This window comes from Propioniciclava soli (genome assembly GCF_038502305.1).
In the GTDB taxonomy this organism is placed as follows: domain Bacteria; phylum Actinomycetota; class Actinomycetes; order Propionibacteriales; family Propionibacteriaceae; genus Propioniciclava; species Propioniciclava soli.
The window spans coordinates 2,755,250-2,779,094 of record NZ_CP115965.1 but is presented as its reverse complement, the minus strand read 5'-3'; the positions used below and the strand labels follow the sequence as shown (position 1 = coordinate 2,779,094).

Sequence of the window (23,845 nt, the reverse complement as noted above, 5' to 3'; positions counted from 1 at the left end):
CACGGCCGTGTCGGCCAGGAACGGCGCCGCAGCGTCTGCGTCATCAACCTCGGTGAGGTCGTCGGCGAGGTTCTGCGCGGTCGTCGGCACGTAGGGCGTGCTCGGCTCGTGGGCCTGCCAGCCCGACTCGGCCGGGGCCAGGAAGCGCTTGATGCCGTAGGCGGCGGCGGCCAACAGGCCGCTGGCGAGCAGAACCTTGCCGATCGTGCCCCACACCGACTTCTTCTTCTGCGGGACGACGTGGCGGGGAACCTCGGGCAGCTCGAACTTCGACGTCGTGTCGGCGGCGTCGTGCAGCACCGTGCTCAGCCAGGGGATGAGGCCGTACTGCACCTTGCCGCGGGCGTTGTCGATGACCGGCGCCACCTTCTGGTAGGCGTCGTCGACGGCCGGGCCGACGCGGTCGAGGGCCTCGTCGATGTGCGGGCGCGCAGCGTCCACGGCGTCCGCAGCAAAGCCGGCGGCCTTCTTGCGGGTGTCCTCGGCGTAGTCACGGGCCGTCTTGTAGGCGTCCTCCGCGCGGGGGGCCAGGTAGTCCTGGGCCTGCTTCAGGTACGCCTGGGCCTGGGCGAGGGCGTCCTTGCCGAGATCATTCGCGGCGTGGGTGGTGTCACCGACAGCGCGTTCGAGCTTGCTCTTCCTCACGGTTCCTCCGTATGTGGTTGGGTTCGCGTAGTCGCGTGCGATCCACCGTAGTCGGTGGGCGCTGCGCGCAACAACGGGTGGCGCGGCGCGAACGTGCGGGGGGACCGTCCCCCGGCACCGGGCTCCGGCGTACCCGGCCTTGTGATTCGAGGGTTCTGGGGGGTTGCGGTGGGGTGGCGGACGGTGGCAGATTGACGAGCGCACACTTCGGCACGACTTTCTCGCCCCCCTCGAGAGGATCCCCCGATGCGCGTGAAGAACGGATCCAGCCATGTTGGTGTTGACCGCCTGGTCCGAAACATCGAGACCGGGCACTTCGAACGGGCGTTGTCGGCGCTGACCGCCGCCGGGGCCCTCGTGACCGCCGCCGAGATCTACCTGGAGCACGACCGTGCCAGCTTCGGCAATCCGTGGATGTGGGCGCCCGTGGTGCTGGGCCCGGTCGGCGCGGTGGCCGGGGTGGCGGGGTTCGCGAACAAGCGGATGGCCAAGACCCTGCTGCCCATCGCCTCGGCGGCCATCGTCCTGAACGGCCTCCAGGGCACGTACCTCCACGTACGCGGCGTGGCCCAAAAGCCCGGTGGCTGGCGCAACGCCCGGTACAACATGGAGATGGGCCCGCCCGTGGTGGCGCCCCTGATGATGACCATGGTGGGTGGCATGGGTCTGCTCGCAGCGATCCTGCGGCGGGAACAGTGACTGGCCTGGAGTTGTCCCCGGGGGCCGGTGGGGGCCGCTACCCGGGGCTGGACGTCATGGCCCTGTCCCCGCACTGGGACGCCGCGACGACGGCCGTGGTGGCCGCCCGGATGGGGCCACCGCCGGCCATCCGGTTCTTCACCGTCGCGGAGGTGGCGACGGCGTCCGCCCTGTGCGACAGGTTGCTCGACCAGGACGAGGAGGTGCGCGTGCCGGTCGTGGAGTCGAATCGATGCGAGGCTGGCGGAGAGCCAGACTGACGGGTGGCGCTACGCCGACATGCCGCACGACGGTGACGCCTGGCGGGAATCGTTGGCGAAGCTCGACGAGCAGGCGCGCGATGAGCACGGCTGCCGGTTCCACGAGTTGGCGCGCGAGACGCAGATCGCGGTGCTCCACGGCATCCAGCAGCTCGCCCCCGACCCGTGGCGTGGCCTGCCGGCCGGGCGGGTGTGGAGCCTGTGGACCCGCTACGCCTGCACCGCCTTCTACGCGCATCCCTGGGCGTGGCAGGAGATGGGGTTCACCGGCCCGGCCTATCCGCGCGGCTACAAGAACCTCGGAGTGGACCGGCGGGAGCCGTTCGAGGTGGCCGACGCTCGGCCGGACCTCGACCCGACCCGCGTGCCCACTGCCGCGGACTCCGCGTCGGAGTCCGGCCGTGCGCCGGCCCAGAACTGGACGACATGAAGGGCTTTCACGCCCGCACGCGGGCCCGCAACGAATCGGCGTGGCTGCTCACCCCGCGCGGGGGGCTGGACTACCGCCTGCGCCACGACATGCGGCGTTTCGAGGACTCCGACGAGGTCGACCTGGTCGTGATCGGCTGCGGCGCCGGTGGCGGGGTGCTCACGCAGCGGCTGGCTCGCGCCGGGTGGCGGATCGTGACGCTGGACGCCGGGCCGTTCTGGGATCCGGAGACCGACTGGGTCAGCGACGAGGCGGGCTCGCACCATTTGTACTGGACAGAACCGCGCGTCATCTCCGGAGACGACCCGGTGCCGCTGGGCTCCAACAACTCCGGGCGCGGCGTCGGCGGCTCCATGGTTCACTATGCCGGCTACGTGCCGCGGTTCCACCCGAGCGACTTCGCGATCCGCACCCGGGACGGGGTGGGGGCGGACTGGCCCATCAGCTATGAGGACATGCGGCCGTTCTACGAGGAGATCGAGGCCGAGCTGCCCGTGGCGGGGGAGGACTGGCCGTGGGGGGACCCTCACCGGTATCCCCAGACCGCCCACCAGGTCTCGGGCAACGGCGAGATGTTCCAGCGCGGTGCCCGGGTCCTGGGAATCGAGACCCGGGTCGGGCCGGTGGCGATCTCCAACGGCCGCTTCGGCCACCGGCCCCACTGCATCTACCGCGGGTTCTGCCTGCAGGGGTGCAAGGTCAACGCCAAGGCGTCCCCCCTCATCACCCACGTGCCGGACGCGCTGGCCCACGGGGCGGAGATCCGCGCCGATGCCATGGTGACCCGCATCGGTGTCGACGAGCGCACCGGGCGCGCGACCGGGGTGCACTACGTCCACCGTGGGGTGGAGCGCTTCCAGCGGGCCCGGATGGTCGCGGTCGCCGGGTACTCGATCGAGACGCCGAGGCTGCTGCTGAACTCGGCGACCAAGCGGTTCCCCGACGGGTTGTGCAACGATCACGACCAGGTGGGGCGCTACCTGATGGTGCAGGGGGCCCCGCAGACCGCCGGGCGGTTCGAAGCCGAGGTGCGGATGTGGAAGGCACCGCCGCCGGAGGTCAGCAGCGAGCAGTTCTACGAGACGGATCCGACCAAGCCGTACCAGCGCGGCTACTCGATCCAGACGGTGTCGCCGCAACCGGTGACGTGGGCCGAGCACATCAGCGCCCAGGGGCATTTCGGAGCGGATCTGCGCCGTTACATGTCCGACTACCCCCACTGGGCCTGCCTGGGTGCGCTGTGCGAATTCCTGCCCCTGCCGGGGAACCGGGTGACCCTGGACGACCAGACCGATCGCCACGGCATGCCGGTGGCGCACTTCTCGTACTCGATGGGTGACAACGACAAGGCGCTCATGAAGGCGGCTCGCGGCACGATGGAGGACATCCTGCGCGCCGCCGGTGCCCAGGAGGTGTTGACCATCGAGCGCTTCGCCCACCTCGTCGGCGGTGCCCGGATGGCGTCGAACGAACACGACGGCGTCGTCGACGCCACCTGCCGCACCTTCGCGATACCGAACCTCTACATCACCGACGGCAGCGTGCTGCCCACCCAGGGCAGCGCCAACCCGGCACTGACCATCATGGCGAACGCGGCCCGGACCGCCCACCTGCTGGCCCACCGCACCCCGTCCCTCTGAACCAGTCCCCACCTGACCCGACCCACCGGGAGGCACCATGACTGCGCGACTCGACGTCACCCCCAGTGCGTTGCGGGACCACGCGCTCATCGCGGACGGGGAACGGGGTGCGGTGCTGGACCCCCACCGCGGCGTCGTCTGGCTCTGCGTTCCCCGCTGGCACAACGAGCCGGTGTTCTCCGGCCTGTTGGGCGGCCCCGGCCGGTACGTCGTCGCACCGGCCGACCCGTGGCACGTGCGCGGGGGTTCCTACCTGCCGGGCACCCTGGTGTGGCGGGGCCGGTGGACGACGACCGAGGGCGTCCTCGAGGCCGACGAGGCGCTGGGCCATCCCGCTGACATCGACCGCGTGGTGCTCCTGCACCGCATCCGCGCCGAGCAGGCGGACCTCGGAGTGCGGGTGGAGTTGCAGGTGTGCGCGGGCTTCGGCGGCGAGGTCGTGGACGACCTGACGCTGGAGGACGGCGTGTGGACGGGCCGCGGGCACGGGGTGCAGTTCCGGTGGCAGGGCGCGGGCGACGCCCGGCCCGACGAGCAGGGGTGCCTGGTGCTCGATCTCGACGTGCGCCAAGGACGAGAGCACGACCTGGTGCTCGAACTCTCCCGCAGCGAGCTGCCGCGCCAGGCCGTGGCGGCGCAGGAGGCGTGGGAGAGCACGAAGGCCTCGTGGGCCCGGACGGTGCCCGCTGTGGACGGGCTGCGGGCGGCCGACGAGGTGAGACAGTCCTACGCCGTACTGGCGGGCCTGACGTCCCGGGATCACGGAATGGTCGCCGCAGCGACGATGGCGTTGCCCGAACGCGCCCGGGCGGGGCGGAACTACGACTACCGGTATGCCTGGATCCGTGACCAGTGCTACGCGGGGCAGGCGATCGCTGCCCTGGGCCCCCATCCCCTGCTGGAGTCGGCGCTGACCTTAGTCACCGATCGCCTGCTCGCCGACGGTACCGACCTCAAGCCCGCGTACCGCGTCGACGGCACACCGGTGCCCGACGAGCACCACGCCGGTCTGCCGGGGTACCCCGGCGGTGGTGACGTGGTGGGCAACTGGGTCAACCAGCAGTTCCAGCTCGACGCGATCGGCGAGGCGTTGTCGCTGTACGCGGCGGCCGATGCCCACGGCCTGCTCGATGCGCGACGCTGGCAGGCCGTCCGCACGTGCGTGCGCGTCATCGAGGAGAAGTGGCCAGAACCCGAGGCCGGTATCTGGGAGCTGGACGACGACCGGTGGACGCACTCGCGACTGACCTGTGTGGCCGGGTTGCGGTCGATCGCGAAGTGCACGTCGCTCCGGGAGGCCGCATCGTGGTCGGCCTTGGCCGACACCTTGCTGGCGTCCATCGCGGCCGACTGTGTGCACCCCGACGGCCGGTGGCAGCGGAGCCCGTCGGACGCCGGGCTCGACGCGGCGCTCGTTCTGCCCCCCGTGCGAGGGGCGCTGCCCGCCGACGATCCGCGCAGCGTGGCGACCCGCCGGGCCGTGGGTCAGGACCTGGACCGGGACGGATTCGTCTACCGGTTCCGCCAGGACGGCCGGCCCTTGGGCGATGCCGAGGGTGCCTTCACGTTGTGCGGTTTCACGCTGGCCCTCGCGCACGCGCACGCGGGCCGTGCCGTCGAGGCGGTGCACTACTACGAACGCGCCCGGTCGGCCTGTGCCACCTCGGGTTTGTTCACCGAGGAGTACGACGTGGCGCAACGGCAGCTGAGGGGCAACTTCCCGCAGGCCTTCGTGCACGCCATGTTCATCGAGGCCACGGTTCGGCTGGACGATCTCGTGCGGCGGGGCGACCGCGCCGGGGGATTGGCCGGCGCGGCCCGCCCGGACCCGACCGACGACCACCACACCCACCACCAGGAGGAGACATGAGCACCAGCGAACGCCCCCGGGCCGTCGCCGTCACCGGCTCGACGGGCGGGATCGGACGGGCCACCGCGATCGAGTTCGGCCGAACCGGAGCCACCGTCGCCCTGCTCGCGCGGGGCCGCGCGGGCCTGGAAGGCGCGGCCAAAGAGGTCGAGGAGGCGGGCGGTCGAGCCTTCATCGTTCCCACCGACATGGCCGACCACGAGGCCGTGCACGCCGCCGTGGAGCGCATCGAGTCCGAGCTCGGCCCGATCGACGTGTGGGTCAACGACGCGTTCACCAGCGTGTTTGCCCGGTTCGAGCACATCAAGCCCGAGGAGTACAAGCGGGCCACCGAGGTCGACTACCTCGGGTACGTGTACGCCACCATGGCGGTGCTGCCCAGGATGAAGGAGCGCGGGTACGGCACGATCGTGCACGTCGGCTCGGCGCTGGCCTATCGGGGGATCCCGCTGCAGACGGCCTACTGCGGGTCGAAGCACGCCATCCAGGGCTTCCACGAGTCGCTGCGGTGCGAGCTGCTGCACGAGAAGTCTCCCGTGCACGTGACGATGGTGCAGATGCCGGCCGTCAACACCCCGCAGTTCTCGTGGGTGTTGTCGCGCCTGCCGAAGCATGCCCAGCCGGTGCCGCCCATCTACCAACCCGAGGTTGCTGCTCGTGCGGTCGTCTACGCCGCCGACCACCCACGCCGCCGCGAGTACTGGGTGGGTTCGAGCACGATGGGGACGCTGGCCGCCAACGCCATCGCGCCCGGGGTGCTCGACCGCTACCTGGGGATCACCGGGTTCTCGTCCCAACAGACGTCGCAGGATCGGGATCCCGACCAGCCCGCCAACCTGTGGGAACCTGCCGACGCCGAGCGCGACTTCGGCACCCACGGTGCGTTCGACGACCGCGCGCGTTCGACTTCGGCGCAGGTCTGGGCGTCCCAGCACCACGGCCTGCTCGGCGCGCTGGCCGCCGGTGCCCTCGCCGTGGGCGCGGCCGTCCTCACCAAGCGGTTGCGATGAGGGCCTCGCGCGTCGCGGAAGGCGTCCGCGTCGCCTTCGGTGTCGTACAGCTGCTCGCCCCGCGGCACGTGGCCGGCCTGGTCGGGTGCCGCCCGTCACCCACCGCCGTCACGCTCACTCGGGTGTTGGGTGCCCGGCAGGTGACGCAGGGCGTGGTGCTGCTGGCCCTCGACCGGCCCGGTGCGCACCGGGTCGGCGGGGTGGTCGACGCCCTGCATGCGGCGAGCCTCGTGCCCATCGGGGCGTCGGCCCACGGTGACGACCGACGCCTTGCCGCCTCCGACGGGATCGTGGCCAGCCTGTTCGCCCTCACCGAGATCCGACTCAGCGCCGGACGCGCCCCCGGCCACCCATCTCCCGTATCGACCTCCGTCATCGCCCATCGTTCGAAGAGGAGCACCCCATGAAGAACACCGTCAGCGACTTCGTGATCGACCCTCTCATCGAGTGGGACTTGCACCGGTTCTACGGCTTCCCGGGCGACGGGGTCGGTGGGTTCGACGGCGCGCTGGAGCGCGGCGAGTCCGCAGGCAAGGACTTCCGCTACATCCGTCCCACCCACGAGGAGATCGCCAGCCTGTTGGCCTGCGCCCACGCCAAGTTCACCGGTGAGGTCGGGGTGTGCGTCGCCACCTCCGGCCCGGGGGCGATCCACCTCCTCAACGGCCTCTACGACGCGAAGATGGACAACCAGCCGGTGGTCGCCATCGTGGGCCAGCAGGGGAGGGTCTCGCTCGGCAGCGAGGCCCAGCAGCAGGTGAACCTGGAGCGGATCTTCCAGGACGTGGCAGGGTACGTCCAGACCGTCACAACCCCCATGCAGGCGCAGCTGGTCGTCGACCGCGCCGTCCGGATCGCCGCCGCCGAGCGCTGCCCCACGGTCGTGATCCTGCCCGCCGACATCCAGAACATGCCTGCCGCAGAGCCCGACGCCGAGCACTGGGTGTCCCGGACCGGAGCCGGGAACGCCATCACCACCGTGCGGCCCGACGAGGCCGAGCTGCGGCGGGCCGCCGAGGTCCTGAATGCGGGGAGCAAGGTGGCCATGATCGTCGGTCAGGGCGCCCGCGGGGCCACCGATGAGGTGATCGCGGTCGCCGAACGGCTGGGGGCCGGGGTCATCACGGCCCTGCTGGGCAAGGACGTCGTCCCTGGAGACCTGCCCTACCACACCCAGCAACTCGGGCTGCTGGGGTCGCGGCCGAGCTACGACATGATGCAGGACTGCGACACGCTCCTGATGGTGGCCTCGAACTACCCCTACGCGGAGTTCTTGCCCCCGACAGGTCAGGCTCGCGGTGTCCAGATCGACCTGTCCCCGCGCCACCTCAGCCTGCGTTACCCCATGGAGGTCTGCCTCCAGGGCGACGCCAAGGCCACCCTGGCGGCCCTGCTGCCGTACCTGACGCCGCGGGAGGACCTCAGGTGGCAACAAGGGATCGAAGAGGGCATGCGTGAGTGGATCGAGATCACCGAGAGGGAGGCGGAGGTCAAGGCCGATCCGGTCAATCCGCGTCTCGTCTACCGTGCGCTCAACGATCGCCTGCCCGAGAACGCCATCGTCACGGCCGATGCCGGTTCGACGGCCGACTGGTACGGCCACCACATCCGGCTGGGCCGGGGCATGTCCGGCAATCTCTCCGGAATGCTGGCCACCATGTTGGCGGCCATGCCCTACGCGCTGGCGGCCAAGTTCGCCCACCCGGGGCGTCCGGTGGTGTGCACCATCGGTGACGGCGCCTTCCAGATGCTCGGCATGAACGAGTTGATCACCGTCAAGCGGCACTGGCGGGAGTGGGAGGATCCGCGCTTCATCGTGTTGGTCCTGCACAACAACGACCTGTCCCAGGTCTCCTGGGAGATGCGAGAAGTGGGTGACCCCCGCTACGACACCAGCCAGCTGGTGGAGGACATGGACTATGCCGGTTACGCCGAACTGCTCGGCCTGCGTGGTATCACGGTGCGCCGACCCGAGGACGTCGAGGCTGCGTGGGACGAGGCCTTCGCCGCGGACCGGCCGGTCGTGTTGGACGTCCACACCGACCCCAACGTCCCGCCGCTGCCCGCGCACATCTCCCTGGACGAGGCCAAGGGCTTCCTCACCACGATGCTGAAGGGGGATCCTGCCGAAGTCGCCGTCGCGCGCGAATCGGCGCGGGCACTGGGCGCGGAGCTGTTCGCGAAGGTCAAGCACGCCGTCACCGGAGACGACCCGGGCCGATGACCGGAGCCACGATCAGCGCGGTGCGGGCCGCCGCCTACACGATCCCGACCGATGCCCCGGAGGCGGACGGCACCGCGGCGTGGAACTCGACCACCCTGGTGGTCGTGACCGTCACCTGTGACGGCGTGACCGGCACGGGCTGGACCTACGGGCCGGCGGCGTGCGCCCAGATCGTGTCGGGTCAGCTCGCGCAGGTGGTGGAGGGGCGCGACCCGATGGCCGTTCCGGGAACCTGGCTCGCGATGGTGGAGGCGGTGCGCAACGACACCCGCGCCGGAGCGGCGGGTTACGCCGTGTCGGCGGCCGACGTCGCCTGCTGGGATTTGAAGGCTCGTCTGCTCCACCGGTCCCTGGTCGACCTGCTCGGGACCGTCCACGCCGACGTGCCCGTCTACGGCAGCGGCGGGTTCACCACCTATGACGAGCAGCAGCTGAGCGCCCAACTCGGTGGGTGGGTCCACGACCAGCAGATCCCCCGCGTGAAGATCAAGATCGGCCAGGACCGGGGCGGCAGCGTGGCGCGGGACCTGGCCCGCATTGCGCAGGCCAGGTCGGTCATCGGGCCGGATGCCGCCCTGTTCGTGGACGCCAACGGCGCCTACAGCGCGAAGCAGGCGATCCGCGTCCTGCGCGCGTGCACGGACGATCAGGTGAGCTGGTTCGAGGAGCCGGTGAGCTCCAACGACCTCGCCGGTCTCCGGTTCGTGCGCGAGCAGGTGGACGCCGATGTCACCGCCGGCGAGTACGGCACCGACGTGGGGTACTTCCAGCGCATGTGCGCGGCGTCCGCCGTGGACTGTCTCCAGGTGGACGCCAGGCGTTGCGGCGGCTACACCGAGTGGCTGCGTTCGGCCGCCGTGGCGGCCGCCCACGAGCTCACCGTGTCAGGCCACTGCGCGCCCAACCTGCACGCCCACGTCGCTGCGTCGACCCCCAACCTGCGTCATCTCGAATGGTTCCACGACCATGTGCGCATCGAGGAGCAGGCGTTCGACGGGACGCTCGATCCGCAGGGTGGCACCATCACCCCCGATCCCGCCGCGCCGGGGCACGGTCTCACGTTCCGCCCCGAAGCGATGGAACGCCACCGGGTGCCCGCCGGCCAGGGGACGCGGCGCTCAGGGTAACGTGGGGTACTCGCACACCGCGTGATCCGAGGAAAGGACTTCCACCGTGGCCTCCCAGGCGACCCTCCACACCAACCACGGCGACATCGTGCTCGACCTGTTCGACGAGCAGGCGCCCAAGACCGTCGCCAACTTCGTCGGCCTGGCGAACGGGACGAAGGAGTACAAGGACCCGGAGAGTGGCCAGTCCACCACCGGGAACTTCTACGACGGCCTCGTGTTCCACCGCGTCATCGACGGATTCATGATCCAGGGCGGCTGCCCGCTCGGCACGGGGACCGGGGGCCCGGGTTACCGCTTCGGCGACGAGTTCCACCCCGAGCTGATGTTCAACCGGCCCTACCTGCTCGCCATGGCGAACGCGGGCCCGGGCACCAACGGTTCGCAGTTCTTCATCACCGTCGCCCCGACGCCGCACCTGAACTTCCGTCACACGATCTTCGGCGTGGTCGCCGATGACGCGAGCCGTGCCGTGGTCGACGAGATCGCGCACGTTCGCACCGCCCGCGGGGATCGCCCGGTCGACGCGGTCGTCATCGAGTCCGTCGAGATCAGCGAGGGCTGAGGCTCCGCACCGCCAGCGGCCTTCGCCCCCGGGGTCAGTCCCCGAGGGAGAAGGCCGCTTCCAGGTCGTGCGCGCTGTAGGCGCGGAAAGCGAGGTGGGTCTGGGTGTCGGCGACGCCGGGCACCTTGTTCATCCGACCGGTCACGATGTCGGCGATCTCGTCGACCGTCCGTGTTCTGATGATCGCCACGAGGTCGATGGCGCCCGTGACGGAGTAGACCTCCGTCACGCCGGGTATCGCGGCCAGGGCCTCGGCGACCTCCGGCACCTGGTCGACCTCGGCGTTGATGAAGACGATCGCGGTGTTCATGGCTGAACCCTAACCACTCCCGGCCGGTGCCGGTGACGCCGCGGCCAGCGCGTGCCGGGGCAGGTCGTCCAGCGCGATGGAGCCGTGCAGCGGCCAACTCCACTCGCCCTCGATCTCAAGGAGGCGGACGCCGGGCCGCTCCAGCCACGCTGCCACCCGCTCGGCCTCCTCGATCGTCGCCGCCGGGAGCCCCGGCACCGGCCGCTCGACGCGTTCGGCCGCCGTCACCGCGTCCCGTGCCACGGCTTGGGGCACCTCTCCCGGGCGTGCGACGGCCGCCGCGGCGAGGCGTCCGAAGCGGATGACGTGGATCTCCCAGCCCACGTCCGTCCGGCAGGCGGCGACGATCTGGGGGCACCCGGCGAGTGCCGCGAGCCGCCTTGTGCGGGTGGCCGCCCGCACGAAGCTGCCGAGCCGCGCCGTGACCCGCCCCGCGTCCTCGAACCGCTCGGCGGCGATGAGGTGCGCCAGCCGCTCCCGTTGCGAAGTCAACACCGGCCGGACGTCGGCGTCCAACACCACCCGCACCCGATCGCTCAGTTCGGTGTACTCGGCGCGGCTCACCGTGCCGTCGCACGGAGAGACGCAGCGTCCCATCTCACCGAGGGCACACGGCGTCCCCGGCCGCCGTTCGGAGAGCCGCTCGGTGCACTGCCGCAGCGCGAAGGCGTCGTGGAGGGCGAACATCGCCTCCTCGGCGCCCTGGCGGCGTCCGAACGGGCCCAGGTAGGTGCCGCCGTCGTCGGCCACCTTTCGCACGATCGAGAAGCGCGGGTACGGCTCGCGGGTCAGCTTCAACCAGTGCTGGCGTTCGGGGAACTTGGAGCGCCGGTTGTAGCGCGGCGCGTGCGCGGCGATGAGACGCAGCTCCAGCACCTCCGCCTCCAACGGCGTGCGGCACACCGTGGCCTCCACCCCGGTGGACACCCGCACCATCTCCTCCATGCGCGGGCGCTTCTCGGCCGCGGTGAAGTAGGAGCGGACGCGGGAGCGGATGTTGACGCTCTTGCCCACGTAGAGCACCTGGCGCCGCACGACCCCGTCGCGGTCGGGCAGGTCGGCGACGAAGGTGTACACCCCCGGAGCTGCCGGCAGGTCGGACGCCCACGTGCGCTTGGCGCGGCGCTCGGGGGAGACGCCGCGGGTGAACTCCAGCAGATCCTCCATCGTGGCGACGCCCAGGTTGCCCACGCGCTCCAGCAGCGCGTGCAGGACGTGGACGGTCGCCCGGGCGTCCGTGAGCGCCCGGTGGTTGGGCTCGACCGGGGTGCGAAAGTGGTGGGCCAGCGTCGCCAGCTTGACGTTGGGCACCTCGTCGCGCATCAGAACCCCGCGGGCCAGCGCCACGGTGTCGACGACCGGCGGGTTGCTCCACGGCGTGTCGAGCGCCGCCCCCGCGCGTTTGAGGAAGCCCATGTCGAAGGCGGCGTTGTGGGCGACCAGGACGGCCCCCCGCGCGAACTCCCAGAACGAGGGCAACACCTCCGCGACCCGCGGGGCGCCCACCACCATCGCGTTGGTGATGCCCGTGAGCACGCTGATGAGCGGCGGAATCGCCTCGGCGGGGTTGACCAGGGTCTGGAACTCACCGGTGACCTCACCGCCACACACCCGCACCGCGCCGATCTCGGTGATGGACGCCTGCGGCCCGCTGCCGGTGGTCTCGAGGTCGACCACCACGAACACGGTGGTGGCCAGGGGGTGACCGAGATCGTCGAAGCTGGGCTGGAGCGGGGCCGGGGAACGCATGGACCCGAGACTCCCAGCAGCCTCTGACACTTTTCCGAAACGCCGGTGAACCCCACCCCGCACCACGGCCCGGTTGATCGAGGAGGGCTCGTCGAGGACGGCAAACGGACACCGGTTCGTAAAATTGTCGGAGAGGCCTGCGAGGGTGCGGGCATGGACACGATGTTGGTTGACTGCAACGCCTGCTCCGCCCGGGGCCCGGCGTGCCAGGGGTGTGTGGTGTCGGTGCTGCTGGGGGCGCCGGGGCAGGCTTCGGACCCGCTGGCGGCGGACGAGGTCGACGCCCTGGACGCGCTGGCCGGGGGTGGCCTGTTGCCGCCCCTGCGCCTGGTGCACCCGGTGGCGTCCGACCCGCCGGAGCGCTGGCCCCGGCCGGCCGCAGCTCACGAGGGCCGCCGGCACCGCGCCTGACCGGGTCACGTCAGCGCGGGGCCACGTCCGGCGCGGGGCTACGTCCGGCGCGGTCCCGCCCGGACCGCACGGGGCCGGTGCGACCGGGGCGCCTGCCAGGTGCGTCGCGGGCCCGCGAGACGCTAGCGTGCCCAGCATGCCTGCGACCCCCGACCCCGAGGCGGGGATCACCCGGCGCGCGCTGGTGGGCCTCGCGGTGTTCGGAGCAGCCCCCGCCCTCGGAGGGTTGGCCGGGTGCGCGGCGCTGTCGGACGCCTCCGCCCAGCCGGCCAGCGGTACGTCGGGCTCACCGGCGACCCGGACGGCCAGCGCGGACGCCGCCGGCCCGGAGGCCGCCAGTGCGGAGGCCGCCAGCGCGGCACTGGCGCGCCGGCTGGGGGCGGCCGTGGGGGCCGGCGACCGAGAAGGCTTCCTGCGTTGCTTCACGCCCGGTGCCCGGACGCTGGGCGAGGTGTGGTTCTCGGCCTGGCGCTCGTTCGCCGGCGTGGAGCTGGCCGGCGCGCCGGACGGCCATCTCGAGGTGACCTGGCGCGTCGGTGAGGAGGCGGGCACGTCGGCCACCGCGCTGCCGGTCCGGCTCCTCGGGGGGTTGGTCGACGGTGTCGACGACCCGAGCCCGCTGCCCATCTGGCTGCGGCACCCGGTGGTGCTCGCCCGCTCCGGGCCGGTGAGCGTGCTCGCTGCCGCCGAGGTCGACGCCGACGCGTGGCTGGAACATGCTCGCACGGCGGCCGACCGCGTCCGCGATGCGGGCCTGGACGGCTGGCACGGCTGGACGGGGGACGTGGTGGTGGAGATTCCCGTCGACAGCCGCGACTTCGACCTGCGTGACGCCGGCGACGCGGGCTCCGGCGCGGCCGCCTACACCGTCCGTGAGGTCGACCACCAGGACGTGGTGGTGGTCGATCCGATGGTGACCCGGGCGTGGTCGGACGCCGATGTCGCCGGCCTGCTGACCCACGAGGTCGTCCATGTCGCCCTGGGGGTCTCGGGCGACCGGGCACCGATGTGGGTGCGCGAAGGCGTGGCCGACTGGGTCGCGGCGCCGTGGTGGCCGAAGCTGCGGGCGGAGAACCGGGCCGCATCGGCCGGGGCCCCCGCCGACGCGGAACTGCCCACCGACGCCGATTTCGCCGACCCGGACACCGTCGCCCGGGCCTATGCCCTCGCCGAGGCCGCCGTCGCGGGGATCGTGGCGGAGCACGGCCGCGACGCGCTCCTCGCGTGGGCCCACGACTGGGCCGGCGCGCCCGCTCCGTCAGCCGCCGCGCTCACCGAGCTGCTGCGCGCCGAGTTGGCCCGGCGCCGCTGACTGCGGTCACACCGTCTCAGGGAGCCCGGTGGGGGCGGGGCCGGCACCCTCGCGGCCGGGACGGCCCTCGTCCTCGCCGGTGTTCTCCTGACGGGTGCCCGTGCTGCCGTCGTGGCGCCGCCAGGCGACGACCAGCTCGTCCCGGGCACCGAAACGGACGAGGTGGCGTCCGATCACATCTTCGAGGGTGCCGACCGACCCGGGTTCGGTGGTGAGCTCGATGCGCAGGGTGCTCTCGGTGCACGTCAGCACCGCCCGGCCGGCGCCGAACTGGATCCAACCCGCCCGGTCGTCGTCGGACCAGTCGCTGCCCATGCGGCGCCCGAGGTGGGCCGCGAGCTGCTTGCCGTAGCGGGCGGGCCGCTCGGTGGCGACGTCGGCGACCGTGGTCAGATCCGTCACGAGAGTTCCGCCTGTGTCTGGGAGACCCGCTCGATGAAGTCCAGCGAGCCGGCGAAGATGCGCGGGGCGTCGTTGTCGATGGTTGCCACGTGATAGCTCTCCAACAGGGAGATCTCGGTGTAGTCGAGCGAGGAGACGAGCCGCCGGATCGTGTCCACCGACGAGGCGGGCACCACGTTGTCCACCCGGGAGCGATAGACCAGCAGCGGGCAGGTCACCAGGTCCAGCAGCGCCTTCACCTCCGCCCAGAGCTTGTTGAGCTGGGCGACGCCGCCCACGGGTGTCATGGCGTAGGCGCCCTCGTCGACCCCCTCGTGCATGACGTCGTTGCCGATGCTGGGCACGGCGGGCACCACGTGGCGCAGGATGCCGGCCAGGCGTGCTTTGGGGTCGACCGCGCCGAGGGCGGGGTTCACCAGGACGACGCCGGCGATGTCGGTGTGGTTCTGCGCCAGCCTCAGGGCGAGCGCGCCACCCATGGAGAGGCCTGCGACGAACACCTGGGAACACCGTTCCGTGAGGCGCAGGTACTCCGCGTCCACGCAGTCGTACCAGTCCTGCCACCGGACGACGTTCAGCTCCTGCCAGCTCGTGCCGTGGCCCGGCAGGCGGGGCAGTGCGACCGTGTGGCCGGCGGCCGCCACGGCCTCGGCCCAGGGGCGCAGGGCCGCCGTGGTGCCGGTGAAGCCGTGGCAGAACAGGACGCCGATCTCGTCACCGTCGTGGTGGTACGGCTCGGCGTGGGGCAGGACGGGCATGCGCCCCATCGTAGGGGTGCGGGGCACTAGGGTGTGGCCGGGAAGGGAGTGCGTGCATGTGGTACGAGGTGTTCAAGGTGCCGTTCCGGGCCTTGTCGAAGTGGGGCTACGGCGGCCGGACGGTCGGTGAGTCGAACGTACCCAGCACTGGCGGTGTGATCCTGGCCAGCAACCACGTCTCGGCGATCGACACCTACGTGATGCCCGCGCTGATGCGGCGGCGCGTCACCTTCCCGGCCAAGGCGGAGCTGTTCGACGGCGACCGTGGGTGGCAGTCCAAACTCGTCGCCTGGTTCCTCAAGGCCGTCGGACAGGTTCCGCTGGACCGTTCGGGAGGGCGGGCCTCCATGGACGGCCTCGGGCCGGTGGTGCAGGCCGTCACCGATGGTCAGGTGGCCGGCATCTTCCCCGAGGGGAGCCGCTCGCCCGACGGCCGTCTCTACAAGGGCAAGACCGGGGTGGCGCGGCTCGCGATGCTCACCGGGGCGCCCGTCGTCCCGGTCGGGGTCATCGACACCCAGATCACCGGCAAGAAGCTCGGCGTGGTGCCGTGGGCGTCGCGTCCCGTCATCCGCTTCGGCACCCCCCTCGACTTCAGCGAGTACGCCGATCGCGCGGACGATCGCGCCCTCGTCCGATGGATCACCGACGAGATCATGGCCGCCATCCAGGAGCTCACCGGCCAGACCTACGTCAACGCCTACTCCACGTCGGTCAAGTACGGCGGCATGGCCCCCGACGAGGTCGCGCGGCGGACGCTGCCGCGTCCCGGTGGTGGCCCGGCGCCCGAACCCCGCGCGCGCTGAGCCGCGCGCGCCGCGTCCGGAGGCGCTGGGACGCGGGCGGCGCAACCCCGGCCGCTCACGTATCCTTTCGGGGTGCCGATGACCATCCCGAGCCTCCCCGACCTCCACGCGATCGGGGCGAGCCAGCAGCCCACCTACCTCGACCGGGCGGCGGTGGACGCCGCCGTCGCCGAGCTGGGTGCCCGGCCGCCGCTGGTCTTCGCCGGCGAGTGTGACGACCTCAAGGCCCGGATCGCCGACGTCGCCCAGGGGCGGGCGTTCCTGCTGCAGGCGGGGGACTGCGCGGAGACCTTCGACTCGGTGACGGCCGTCAACATCCGCAACTCCCTGCGCGTGCAGCTCTCGATGGCGGTCGTGCTGCAGTACGCCGCGCAGGTGCCGGTGGTGAAGGTCGGCCGCATCGCCGGGCAGTACGCCAAGCCGCGCAGCAACGACGACGAGACGCGTGAGGGCGTCACGCTGCCCAGCTACCGCGGCGACGCGGTGAACCGGCTCGCGTTCACCCCCGAGGGGCGGGCCCATGACCCCCACCGGCTCGTCGAGGTGTACAACCTCAGCGCGGCCACGCTCAACCTGGTGCGCGCGTTCGTCCAGGGCGGGTTCGCCGACCTGCGGACCGTCCATTCGTGGAACTCCGACTTCGTGCGCAACTCCCGCGTCGAAGCCCGCTACGAGGCCTTGTCGGCCGAGATCGAGCGCGCGCTCGCCTTCATGGTGACCTGCGGTGTGAGCGACGACGCGCTCAAGGTCGTCCACTACTACGCCTCGCACGAGGCCCTCCTGCTGGAGTACGAGCACGCCCTGGCGCGCATCGACTCCCGCACCGGCCAGCCCTACGGCACGAGCGGGCACATGCTGTGGATCGGTGAGCGCACCCGTCAGATCGACGGGGCCCACGTGGAGCTGCTCAGCCGGCTGCGCAACCCGATCGGCATCAAGGTGGGGCCGAGCGTCGCGGCGTCCGACCTGCGGGCCCTGGTCGAGAAGCTCGACCCCGACAACGAGCCCGGACGCCTCACGCTCATCACGCGCCTCGGCGCCAAGAAGGTGCGCGACGCGCTGCCCGCCATCATCGAGACGGTGCAGGCCACGGGTCGGACGCCGGCGTGGGTCTGCGACCCGATGCACGGCAACACTTTCGCGACGGACAACGGGTACAAGACGCGCGCGTTCCCGGTGATCTGGGACGAGGTGGACGGCTTCTTCGACGTCCACCGTGAGCTGGGCACCTGGCCCGGCGGCGTCCACCTGGAACTCACCGGCAACGACGTCACCGAGTGCGTCGGCGGCGTCGGCGAGCTGGCCGAGGCCGATCTGGCCCACCGTTACGAGACGGCCTGCGACCCCCGGTTGAACCGCAACCAGGGTCTCGAGCTGGCCTTCTATCTGGCCGAACGGCTGAACGAGGACCGGACGCGTCGCGGGTACAACCCCGCCCAGGACTTCGAGGCGATCGACCTGTGATCGACCTGCGCTCCGACACCGTCACCGTGCCCACCGCCGGCATGCTCGCGGCGATGACGGCGGCACCGGTCGGCGACGACGTCTACGGGGAGGACCCGACGATCGCCGAGCTGGAGGCGCGCACGGCGGCACTGCTGGGCCACGAGGCCGGGCTGTTCTGCGCCACCGGGTCGTTGGCGAACGTTCTCGGGGTGGCGCAGCACGTCGGGCCCGGTCAGGAGGTGCTGTGCGATGCCGGCGCGCACATCGCCCGTGCCGAGATGGGTGCCCACGGCGCGCTGACCGGCGTCACGATGCGCACGTGGGTTACGCCCGACGGCCGGGTCGACCCCGACGGGGTGGCGGCACTGCTGGCGCCGGACGCCGGCCCCTACCTCGTGTCGACGGCGTGCGTCGCCCTCGAGAACACCCACAACTTCGGTGGCGGAACGATCCAGCCCCTGGCCGCACTGCAGGCCGTGTCGACGCTGTGCGCGGACGCCGGCGTGGCGCGCCACCTCGACGGCGCGCGGCTGTGGAACGCCCACGTGGTGACGGGGGTAGACCTGGCCACCTACGGCGCGCTGTTCGACACGGTGAGCGTGTGCTTCAGCAAGGGCCTGGGTGCGCCGGTCGGCTCGGTGCTGGTGGGTTCGGCAGCCCAGATGGCGACCGCGCGGGTGCTGCGCAAGAGGCTCGGTGGGGGGTGGCGTCAGGCGGGGCTGCTCGCGGCGGCCTGCCTGTACGCCCTCGACCACCACGTGGCCCGTCTCGCCGACGACCACGCCGCGGCAAGCGCCTTCGCGGATGCGGCCCGAGAAGCGCTGCCGGTGGGGAGCCCAGCGCGGGTGGCCGAGCCGGGGACCAACATCGTCGTGGTGCACACCGGTGGCGTGCTGGCCGTGGAGGTCGCCGCCCGCGCTCTCGCCGAGGGCATCGCGCTGTCGGTGGTCGGGGCCCGGGTCGTCCGGGCGGTGACGCACCTGGGCGTCACGGCCGACCAGGCACGGCGCGCCGGGGAGATTCTCGCGCCGCTCCTCGGCTGACCGGGCCCGGCGCCCCGGCAGGACGCCACCGCACCGGTCACCACCGGGGCTCCCCGGGACGCCAGAAAATCATCATCGTCAACTTTTCACGTGCTGGGGAGCTTCTGCATCCACCCCTGTATCGTCGCCCACATCCAGCCCGATGAGCGCACAGCCGAGGCCGGGAAGCGGGCGAGAGAGGGGCGACCGATGCGGGGTGACCCCGGGCGCGAGGTTCGACGGTGGCGCGCCGAAAGGCAGGATGACCCGGGGCGAGATGTGCGGGTGAGTGCGGGGTGGGCCTGCGCTGCGCTAACGTCCTCCGGCTATGGCGTCGATTTCACCATTGACACCTTGGGTGAGGTGGACCGGTTCTTCGCCGATCAGACGAGGACGGGCCGCGTCCGGCGGCGGAGCGTGCTGGGCCGTGACCTGGACGGGCGCCTCGATGCCGTCGGGGCCTATGTGGGGGAGACCATCCGCAGGGCGGCAGGTGGCGTCTGGCAGGTCGATCTGCACGACCCCGAGAACGGACGTCTGCTGTTGCTGCTCGACGACGGCGCCCGGCTGCACCCGCTGCGGGACGTCCGCCGGATGTTCGAGGAGTTGTGCACCACGGGGACGCCCACCGGCGTCGCCGTCTATGGGGCGTTGCACGGGGCCGCGAGCCAGCCGGCCGCGAGGGCGGAACTGGGCCGGGGCTGCGGCGCGGCCTACGTACGCATGTCATCGATCCTGAGAAAATTGTCAGCCTTGGGGTCGTTGCGCAGGCTGGCGCGGCGGCCGCCGGGGCAGGTAGCCTCCCGGAGAGAATCAGCTCCCCCTGACGAGAAAGGGCTCGTGGGATGGCACATCAGCGCGACGCCATCCGCGTTGCTGCGGGGTGGGCGTCGGCGGCCCTGTCCGCGAGCGGCTACGAGGCGGATTTCACTCCCAAGAGCCTTGCGGCGCTGGATGCGTTCTTCGACGACGAGGTGCGGGCGCGCGCGCCGCGGCGCCGCGGGCTGTTGGCCACCGAGCGCGAGGAGCGGTTGCAGGCCTTCGACATCTACGTCGGCGAGGTCATCCGGCGCGCCGCCGGCGGCGCATGGTTGGTCGACGGTGTGGCGCTCTCCGACGCCTCCTTCGACGCGACCACCGACGCCTCCACCGACGAGGAGCAGGCCCGCCCTGCGCTGACCCTGCGCCTCGCCGACGGCTCGGTGGTGGATCCCGTGGCCCGGGTGTTGGCCCGGTTCGCCGGTGACATCGGCGCGGGGCTCGTCGGGTTTGGCGTCGAGTGCGGGGTGGCGCCGCCGGTGCCGGATCCGGAGCCGGTCAGGCCCCGCCGGCGCTTCCTCTCCCGCGCGTCCGGGGCCCCGCGTCAGGCGAGCATGTCACGCACGAGCGGTGCGACCGTCGTGCCGTAGAGCTCGATGCTGCGGCTGATGGCCTCGTGGCTCAGCGGGCCGGTGCTGACCTTCACGTCGAACCGGGAGGCGCCGAGCGCCTTCGCCCCCGCGGCGATCTTGCGGGCCGCCGTCTCCGGGGAGCCGACCACCATGGAGCCGTGCTCCACCTCGTGCAGGAACGACTCCCGCGTGGGCCGGCTCCAGCCGCGCTCCGAACCGATCCGGCTCACGGAGGCGAGCCAGGCGTCGTAGAACTCCTCGACGGCCTGCTCATCGGTCTCGGCGATGTGCCCGAACGAGTGGTAGCCGATCGGCTGCTCGGGCTGCTCGAACTCGGCCAACGCGCGCCGGTACAGGTCGGCGAACGGAGCGAACCGGGCCACCGGCCCGCCGATGATGGCGAGCATGAGCGGCAGGCCGTGGTGCGCGGCGCGGATCACCGACTGCGGGCTGCCGCCCACCGCCACCCACGCCGGCAGTGGGCCGTGCTCGAGCGTGGGGTACAGGGTGGCGGCGTCCAACTGCTGCGTGTGGGTGCCCTGCCAGGTGACCGGCTGCTCGGTGCGGAGCGCGGCGAAGAGCGCCAGCTTCTCCTCGAACAACGCCTCGTAGTCGCCGAGCGCGTAGCCGAACAGCGGGAACGACTCGGTGAATGAGCCGCGGCCGAGGATCACCTCGGCCCGGCCGTCGCTCAGCGCGTCCAGGGTCGAGAAACGCTCCCAGACGCGCACCGGGTCGTCGGAGCTGAGCACCGTGACGGCGCTGCCGAGCCGGATGCGCTCGGTGCGCGCAGCGATCGCGGCCAGCACCATCTCCGGTGCGGAGATCGCGAAGTCATCGCGGTGGTGTTCGCCCAGCCCGATGAAGTCGACGCCGACGGCGTCCGCCAGCACGCCCTCGGCCACGACGTTGCGCACCACCTGGGCGTGGGGCAGGGGTTGGCCGTGCTCGTCGTGGGTGATGTCGCCGAAGTGGTCGATGCCGAGTTCCAGGTTCATGCCCACCCAACGTAGTGCAACCTTCAACTATTCCCGGAATGGGATGGGCCGCAGAGGCGTTGCAGCATGCGTGACCTACGACCTCGGCATCATCGGCGTCGGCAAGCTCGGCAGCGCTCTCGGACGCCTCGCGCTCGACGCGGGCCTCGACGTGGCCGTCGCCGACGACCCGTCCCGCCCCCTGCTGGAGCTCGTGGTGGGCAGCGTCCTGCCCGGGGCCCACCTGGTGGACGCGGCCGCGCTGCTCGCGTCCAGCGCCGTCGTCATCCTGGCCGTTCCGCAGCCCGTGGTCGCCGGCCTCCCGTTGGCGCAGGCTGGTGACGCGGTCGTGGTCGACGCCACCAACGCCTGGGAGGCGACCGACGGCGTCCGGGCCGACGGGCCCACGACGGCCGCGCTCGCCGCGCGCCACCCCGAGCTGCGGCTGGTGAAGACGCTCAACCACTTCGCCTACGCCGATCTACTGGCCGACGCCCGCCCGTCCGGCGCCCCCGGACGCCGCGCCGTCGCCGTGGCCGGTGACGACGCGGACGCCGTCGCGCAGGTCGCTGCGGTGGTGGACGTCCTCGGTTTCGACCCGGTCGCGGTCGGCATGGACTCCGCGGAGCTGCTGGAACCCGGCGGCCCCGTCTTCGGGCGGGTGCTGACCGCGTCCGATCTGCGGGCTGCGCTGGCCTGAGCGCGCCGCCCCGCGTCCCACCGGCTGCGCCGACCGGAGCGATGGGGCAGGGTAGGGGTATGAAGATCATGCACCTGGGCCATTCCGCCGTGCTCGTCGAGGTCGCCGACCGCCGGATCCTCTTCGACCCCGGCAACTTCTCCGACGGCTGGCACGCGCTGACCGATCTGGACGCCATCTGCGTCACCCACGCCCACCCCGACCACATCGACCCCGAGCACGTGGGTGCGCTCTTCGCGGCCAACCCCGACGCCGCGATCCACGTCGAGCCGGGGGTGTTCGACGCGGTGGAGCTGCCCGAGCGCGCCCACCGGCTGGCCGCGGACGCCTCGGTCGAGCTGGGCGGCGTCCGGATCGACGCCGTGGGCGGCCTGCACGCGGTGATCCACCGCGACATCCCGCGCATCGGCAACGTCGGCCTCGTGGTGCATGCCGAGGGGGAGCCGACGTTCTTCCACCCCGGCGACAGTCTGGACGCCGTGCCCGGCGGCATCGACATCGTCGCCGTCCCGGTCATGGGGCCGTGGGCCGCGCTGAAGGAGCACATCGACTTCCTGCGCGAGCTCAAGGCCCCCCGCGGGTTCGGCATCCACAACGGGCTCGTCAACGACCGGGGCTGGAACCTCATCCAGGGCCGTTTCGCCGACATGACGCCCACCGACGTGGCGGATCTCCGCGGCGGCGAGGCCTGGCAGAGCTGACACCCCGGGCGTCCACCTCCACGCTCGGCCCACGGCCGGGGCCCACGGCCGGGCCCCACGGCCGGGCATTTGGACCCGAGGAAATGGTGCCATGGCGCCACTTCCTCGGGTCCAAATGCACTCGACAGCGCCCACCAGCGCCCACCAGCATCCGACAGCGCCCCCAGCGCCCGGCGCGGGTTGGGTGGGCAGTGGTAGGAAGGAACCATGACGTCTGTTTCCCCCGAGACCCGCGACTGGCTGCGCCGGCTCGTCGCCCTCGACACCACCAGCCGTGACTCCAACCTGCCTCTGATCGAGCTGGTGGCCGACCACGTCCGGGGGCTCGGCCTGACCCCCCACGTCTTCCCGACCCCGGACGGTGCGAAGGCCAACCTCGTCGTCACCGTGCCGGACGCCGACGACAACACCTCCGGCGGGGTCATGCTCAGCGGCCACACCGACGTCGTGCCCGTCGACGGGCAGGCATGGACGTCCGACCCCTTCGAGCTCACCGAGCGTGACGGACGCCTCTACGGCCGCGGTACGGCGGACATGAAGGGCTTCAACGCCGTCGTGATCGCCGCCCTCCCGGAGCTGCTCGCCCAGCCGCTGCGCCAGCCCGTCCACCTCGCGTTCTCCTACGACGAGGAGGTGGGTTGCCAGGGTGCCCCGCCCATGGTGGACGCCCTCGCCGAGCTGGGTCTCGCCCCCGAGGTCACGTTCGTCGGCGAGCCCACCAGCATGCGCATGATCTGTGCCCACAAGTCGATCAACGTCATCCGGATCGCCGTCCGCGGCGTCGCCGCCCACAGCTCGCTGACCGACCAGGGCGTCAACGCCATCGAGCACGCCGCCTCGATCATCCGCTGGTGGCGCGAGCGCTGCGACCGGTGGCGCGACGAGGGCCCCTACGACGAGGGCTACCCGATCGCCCACACCACCGGCGCGGTCACCCTGATCTCGGGCGGCAACGGCGTCAACATCATCCCGGCCGAGGCGGACGTCGCCCTCGAGTTCCGCGCCATCGCCGAGGTGGATGACGCCGCCGTCATCGCCGAGCTGGAGGCCGCCTGCGCGCAGGTCGAGGCGACGATGCGGGACGAGGATCCGGCGGCGTCGGTCACGGTGGCCGTCGGGACCTCCACCGTCGGGCTGGAGACGCCGCTGGACGCCCCGGCCGTCCGGCTGGGCGAGGCGCTGGGTCTCGAACCCCTCCCCGACAAGGTGACCTACGGCACCGAGGCCGGCATCTACAGCGACGCGGGCATCTCGGCGGTGGTCTGCGGCCCCGGCGACATCGCGCAGGCGCACAAGGCCGACGAGTTCATCGAGATCTCGCAGCTCGCGGCGTGCGAGGAGTTCGTCGGACGCCTCATCGCCCACCTCCGCGCCTGAGGCGGCGGCCGGC

General features: G+C 71.9%; 24 protein-coding genes. 19 read left to right on the top strand and 5 right to left on the bottom strand.

All coding sequences use genetic code 11. From position 1 onward, the window contains the following. Positions 1-891 precede the first annotated feature (891 nt). The 10 genes from PCC79_RS12525 to PCC79_RS12480 are packed head-to-tail and all read left to right on the top strand — an operon-like array spanning position 892 to position 10,470. On the top strand, positions 892-1,344 hold the full coding sequence (locus PCC79_RS12525) for a hypothetical protein (RefSeq protein ID WP_342372026.1): 453 nt from the start codon (positions 892-894) through the stop codon (positions 1,342-1,344). Then, the gene (locus PCC79_RS12520) at positions 1,341-1,604 is read left to right on the top strand and encodes a hypothetical protein (protein WP_342372025.1); all 264 of its coding nucleotides are present in this window, start codon (positions 1,341-1,343) and stop codon (positions 1,602-1,604) included. The genes PCC79_RS12525 and PCC79_RS12520 overlap by 4 nt, the downstream gene beginning before the upstream one ends. 19 nt (positions 1,605-1,623) lie before the next feature. Then, the gene (locus tag PCC79_RS12515; RefSeq protein WP_342372024.1) at positions 1,624-2,034 is read left to right on the top strand and encodes a gluconate 2-dehydrogenase subunit 3 family protein; all 411 of its coding nucleotides are present in this window, start codon (positions 1,624-1,626) and stop codon (positions 2,032-2,034) included. Beyond that, complete coding sequence (locus PCC79_RS12510; RefSeq protein ID WP_342372023.1) at positions 2,031-3,674, top strand: GMC family oxidoreductase; 1,644 nt, start codon at positions 2,031-2,033, stop codon at positions 3,672-3,674. Before PCC79_RS12515 ends, PCC79_RS12510 begins: the two co-directional genes overlap by 4 nt. Before the next feature lie 37 nt (positions 3,675-3,711). Beyond that, positions 3,712-5,544, top strand: coding sequence for a glycoside hydrolase family 15 protein (locus PCC79_RS12505; RefSeq protein WP_342372022.1), 1,833 nt, complete (start codon positions 3,712-3,714; stop codon positions 5,542-5,544). Next, positions 5,541-6,554, top strand: coding sequence for an SDR family oxidoreductase (locus PCC79_RS12500; RefSeq protein ID WP_342372021.1), 1,014 nt, complete (start codon positions 5,541-5,543; stop codon positions 6,552-6,554). The genes PCC79_RS12505 and PCC79_RS12500 overlap by 4 nt, the downstream gene beginning before the upstream one ends. Beyond that, complete coding sequence (locus PCC79_RS12495; protein WP_342372020.1) at positions 6,551-6,961, top strand: hypothetical protein; 411 nt, start codon at positions 6,551-6,553, stop codon at positions 6,959-6,961. The genes PCC79_RS12500 and PCC79_RS12495 overlap by 4 nt, the downstream gene beginning before the upstream one ends. Further along, entirely contained in the window at positions 6,958-8,778 is a 1,821-nt protein-coding gene (locus tag PCC79_RS12490) for a thiamine pyrophosphate-requiring protein (RefSeq protein WP_342372019.1), read from the top strand. Before PCC79_RS12495 ends, PCC79_RS12490 begins: the two co-directional genes overlap by 4 nt. Continuing rightward, positions 8,775-9,905, top strand: coding sequence for an enolase C-terminal domain-like protein (locus PCC79_RS12485; RefSeq protein WP_342372018.1), 1,131 nt, complete (start codon positions 8,775-8,777; stop codon positions 9,903-9,905). Before PCC79_RS12490 ends, PCC79_RS12485 begins: the two co-directional genes overlap by 4 nt. 46 nt (positions 9,906-9,951) lie before the next feature. Continuing rightward, on the top strand, positions 9,952-10,470 hold the full coding sequence (locus PCC79_RS12480) for a peptidylprolyl isomerase (RefSeq protein WP_342372017.1): 519 nt from the start codon (positions 9,952-9,954) through the stop codon (positions 10,468-10,470). Positions 10,471-10,504: 34 nt separating this feature from the next. Here PCC79_RS12480 and PCC79_RS12475 read toward each other — a convergent pair whose 3' ends face one another. Continuing rightward, positions 10,505-10,780, bottom strand: coding sequence for an Lrp/AsnC ligand binding domain-containing protein (locus PCC79_RS12475; protein WP_342372016.1), 276 nt, complete (start codon positions 10,778-10,780; stop codon positions 10,505-10,507). A gap of 9 nt (positions 10,781-10,789) precedes the next feature. Continuing rightward, a complete protein-coding gene (locus PCC79_RS12470; protein WP_342372015.1) occupies positions 10,790-12,529 on the bottom strand; it encodes a DEDD exonuclease domain-containing protein in 1,740 nt (579 codons plus the stop codon). Between the two features lie 153 nt (positions 12,530-12,682). Here PCC79_RS12470 and PCC79_RS12465 point away from each other — a divergent pair, with 153 nt between their 5' ends. Beyond that, positions 12,683-12,940, top strand: a complete 258-nt coding sequence (locus PCC79_RS12465; protein WP_342372014.1) for a hypothetical protein — start codon at positions 12,683-12,685, stop codon at positions 12,938-12,940. 136 nt (positions 12,941-13,076) lie between these two features. Further along, positions 13,077-14,252, top strand: coding sequence for a basic secretory protein-like protein (locus PCC79_RS12460; protein WP_342372013.1), 1,176 nt, complete (start codon positions 13,077-13,079; stop codon positions 14,250-14,252). A 6-nt stretch (positions 14,253-14,258) separates the two neighbouring features. Here the strand turns inward: PCC79_RS12460 and PCC79_RS12455 are convergent, their stop codons facing one another. Both PCC79_RS12455 and PCC79_RS12450 read right to left on the bottom strand, forming a co-directional pair. Further along, complete coding sequence (locus tag PCC79_RS12455) at positions 14,259-14,654, bottom strand: DUF2218 domain-containing protein (RefSeq protein ID WP_342372012.1); 396 nt, start codon at positions 14,652-14,654, stop codon at positions 14,259-14,261. After that, positions 14,651-15,412: an alpha/beta hydrolase gene (locus PCC79_RS12450; RefSeq protein ID WP_342372011.1), complete on the bottom strand. Its 762-nt coding sequence runs from the start codon at positions 15,410-15,412 to the stop codon at positions 14,651-14,653. Before PCC79_RS12450 ends, PCC79_RS12455 begins: the two co-directional genes overlap by 4 nt. 56 nt (positions 15,413-15,468) lie before the next feature. Here PCC79_RS12450 and PCC79_RS12445 point away from each other — a divergent pair, with 56 nt between their 5' ends. The 4 genes from PCC79_RS12445 to PCC79_RS12430 all read left to right on the top strand — a co-directional run bounded on the left by PCC79_RS12445 (position 15,469) and on the right by PCC79_RS12430 (position 20,095). Next, the gene (locus PCC79_RS12445; protein ID WP_232548557.1) at positions 15,469-16,218 is read left to right on the top strand and encodes a lysophospholipid acyltransferase family protein; all 750 of its coding nucleotides are present in this window, start codon (positions 15,469-15,471) and stop codon (positions 16,216-16,218) included. A gap of 78 nt (positions 16,219-16,296) precedes the next feature. Continuing rightward, positions 16,297-17,682, top strand: coding sequence for a class II 3-deoxy-7-phosphoheptulonate synthase (locus PCC79_RS12440; protein WP_232548651.1), 1,386 nt, complete (start codon positions 16,297-16,299; stop codon positions 17,680-17,682). Continuing rightward, positions 17,679-18,707 (top strand): threonine aldolase family protein, encoded by a 1,029-nt coding sequence (locus PCC79_RS12435; RefSeq protein ID WP_342372010.1) that lies wholly within the window; start codon positions 17,679-17,681, stop codon positions 18,705-18,707. The genes PCC79_RS12440 and PCC79_RS12435 overlap by 4 nt, the downstream gene beginning before the upstream one ends. Positions 18,708-19,531: 824 nt before the next feature. Next, positions 19,532-20,095 carry a hypothetical protein gene (locus tag PCC79_RS12430; protein ID WP_342372009.1) on the top strand — a complete coding sequence of 188 codons (564 nt, stop codon included), beginning with the start codon at positions 19,532-19,534 and terminating at the stop codon, positions 20,093-20,095. Here the strand turns inward: PCC79_RS12430 and PCC79_RS12425 are convergent. Continuing rightward, on the bottom strand, positions 20,050-21,075 hold the full coding sequence (locus PCC79_RS12425; RefSeq protein ID WP_232548560.1) for an LLM class flavin-dependent oxidoreductase: 1,026 nt from the start codon (positions 21,073-21,075) through the stop codon (positions 20,050-20,052). The two genes, PCC79_RS12430 and PCC79_RS12425, sit on opposite strands and share 46 nt — an antisense overlap. Before the next feature lie 70 nt (positions 21,076-21,145). Here PCC79_RS12425 and PCC79_RS12420 point away from each other — a divergent pair, with 70 nt between their 5' ends. From PCC79_RS12420 to argE, 3 genes are all read left to right on the top strand, one after another. After that, positions 21,146-21,754: an NADPH-dependent F420 reductase gene (locus PCC79_RS12420; RefSeq protein ID WP_342372008.1), complete on the top strand. Its 609-nt coding sequence runs from the start codon at positions 21,146-21,148 to the stop codon at positions 21,752-21,754. A gap of 59 nt (positions 21,755-21,813) precedes the next feature. Then, positions 21,814-22,455 (top strand): MBL fold metallo-hydrolase, encoded by a 642-nt coding sequence (locus PCC79_RS12415; protein WP_342372007.1) that lies wholly within the window; start codon positions 21,814-21,816, stop codon positions 22,453-22,455. A gap of 207 nt (positions 22,456-22,662) precedes the next feature. Beyond that, complete coding sequence (gene argE / locus PCC79_RS12410; RefSeq protein ID WP_342372006.1) at positions 22,663-23,832, top strand: acetylornithine deacetylase; 1,170 nt, start codon at positions 22,663-22,665, stop codon at positions 23,830-23,832. Positions 23,833-23,845 lie beyond the last annotated feature (13 nt).

Bases quoted from the DNA above. Each gene is read 5' to 3' on its own strand.
- PCC79_RS12495 (WP_342372020.1), top strand. From the start codon at position 6,551: ATGAGGGCCTCGCGCGTCGCGGAAGGCGTCCGCGTCGCCTTCGGTGTC.
- PCC79_RS12490 (WP_342372019.1), top strand. From the start codon at position 6,958: ATGAAGAACACCGTCAGCGACTTCGTGATCGACCCTCTCATCGAGTGG.
- argE (WP_342372006.1), top strand. From the start codon at position 22,663: ATGACGTCTGTTTCCCCCGAGACCCGCGACTGGCTGCGCCGGCTCGTC.
- PCC79_RS12510 (WP_342372023.1), top strand. From the start codon at position 2,031: ATGAAGGGCTTTCACGCCCGCACGCGGGCCCGCAACGAATCGGCGTGG.
- PCC79_RS12475 (WP_342372016.1), bottom strand. From the start codon at position 10,780: ATGAACACCGCGATCGTCTTCATCAACGCCGAGGTCGACCAGGTGCCG.
- PCC79_RS12500 (WP_342372021.1), top strand. From the start codon at position 5,541: ATGAGCACCAGCGAACGCCCCCGGGCCGTCGCCGTCACCGGCTCGACG.
- PCC79_RS12485 (WP_342372018.1), top strand. From the start codon at position 8,775: ATGACCGGAGCCACGATCAGCGCGGTGCGGGCCGCCGCCTACACGATC.
- PCC79_RS12470 (WP_342372015.1), bottom strand. From the start codon at position 12,529: ATGCGTTCCCCGGCCCCGCTCCAGCCCAGCTTCGACGATCTCGGTCAC.
- PCC79_RS12450 (WP_342372011.1), bottom strand. From the start codon at position 15,412: ATGCCCGTCCTGCCCCACGCCGAGCCGTACCACCACGACGGTGACGAG.
- PCC79_RS12430 (WP_342372009.1), top strand. From the start codon at position 19,532: ATGGCACATCAGCGCGACGCCATCCGCGTTGCTGCGGGGTGGGCGTCG.
- PCC79_RS12445 (WP_232548557.1), top strand. From the start codon at position 15,469: ATGTGGTACGAGGTGTTCAAGGTGCCGTTCCGGGCCTTGTCGAAGTGG.
- PCC79_RS12465 (WP_342372014.1), top strand. From the start codon at position 12,683: ATGGACACGATGTTGGTTGACTGCAACGCCTGCTCCGCCCGGGGCCCG.
- PCC79_RS12460 (WP_342372013.1), top strand. From the start codon at position 13,077: ATGCCTGCGACCCCCGACCCCGAGGCGGGGATCACCCGGCGCGCGCTG.
- PCC79_RS12525 (WP_342372026.1), top strand. From the start codon at position 892: ATGCGCGTGAAGAACGGATCCAGCCATGTTGGTGTTGACCGCCTGGTC.
- PCC79_RS12425 (WP_232548560.1), bottom strand. From the start codon at position 21,075: ATGAACCTGGAACTCGGCATCGACCACTTCGGCGACATCACCCACGAC.
- PCC79_RS12440 (WP_232548651.1), top strand. From the start codon at position 16,297: ATGACCATCCCGAGCCTCCCCGACCTCCACGCGATCGGGGCGAGCCAG.
- PCC79_RS12415 (WP_342372007.1), top strand. From the start codon at position 21,814: ATGAAGATCATGCACCTGGGCCATTCCGCCGTGCTCGTCGAGGTCGCC.
- PCC79_RS12515 (WP_342372024.1), top strand. From the start codon at position 1,624: ATGCCGCACGACGGTGACGCCTGGCGGGAATCGTTGGCGAAGCTCGAC.
- PCC79_RS12505 (WP_342372022.1), top strand. From the start codon at position 3,712: ATGACTGCGCGACTCGACGTCACCCCCAGTGCGTTGCGGGACCACGCG.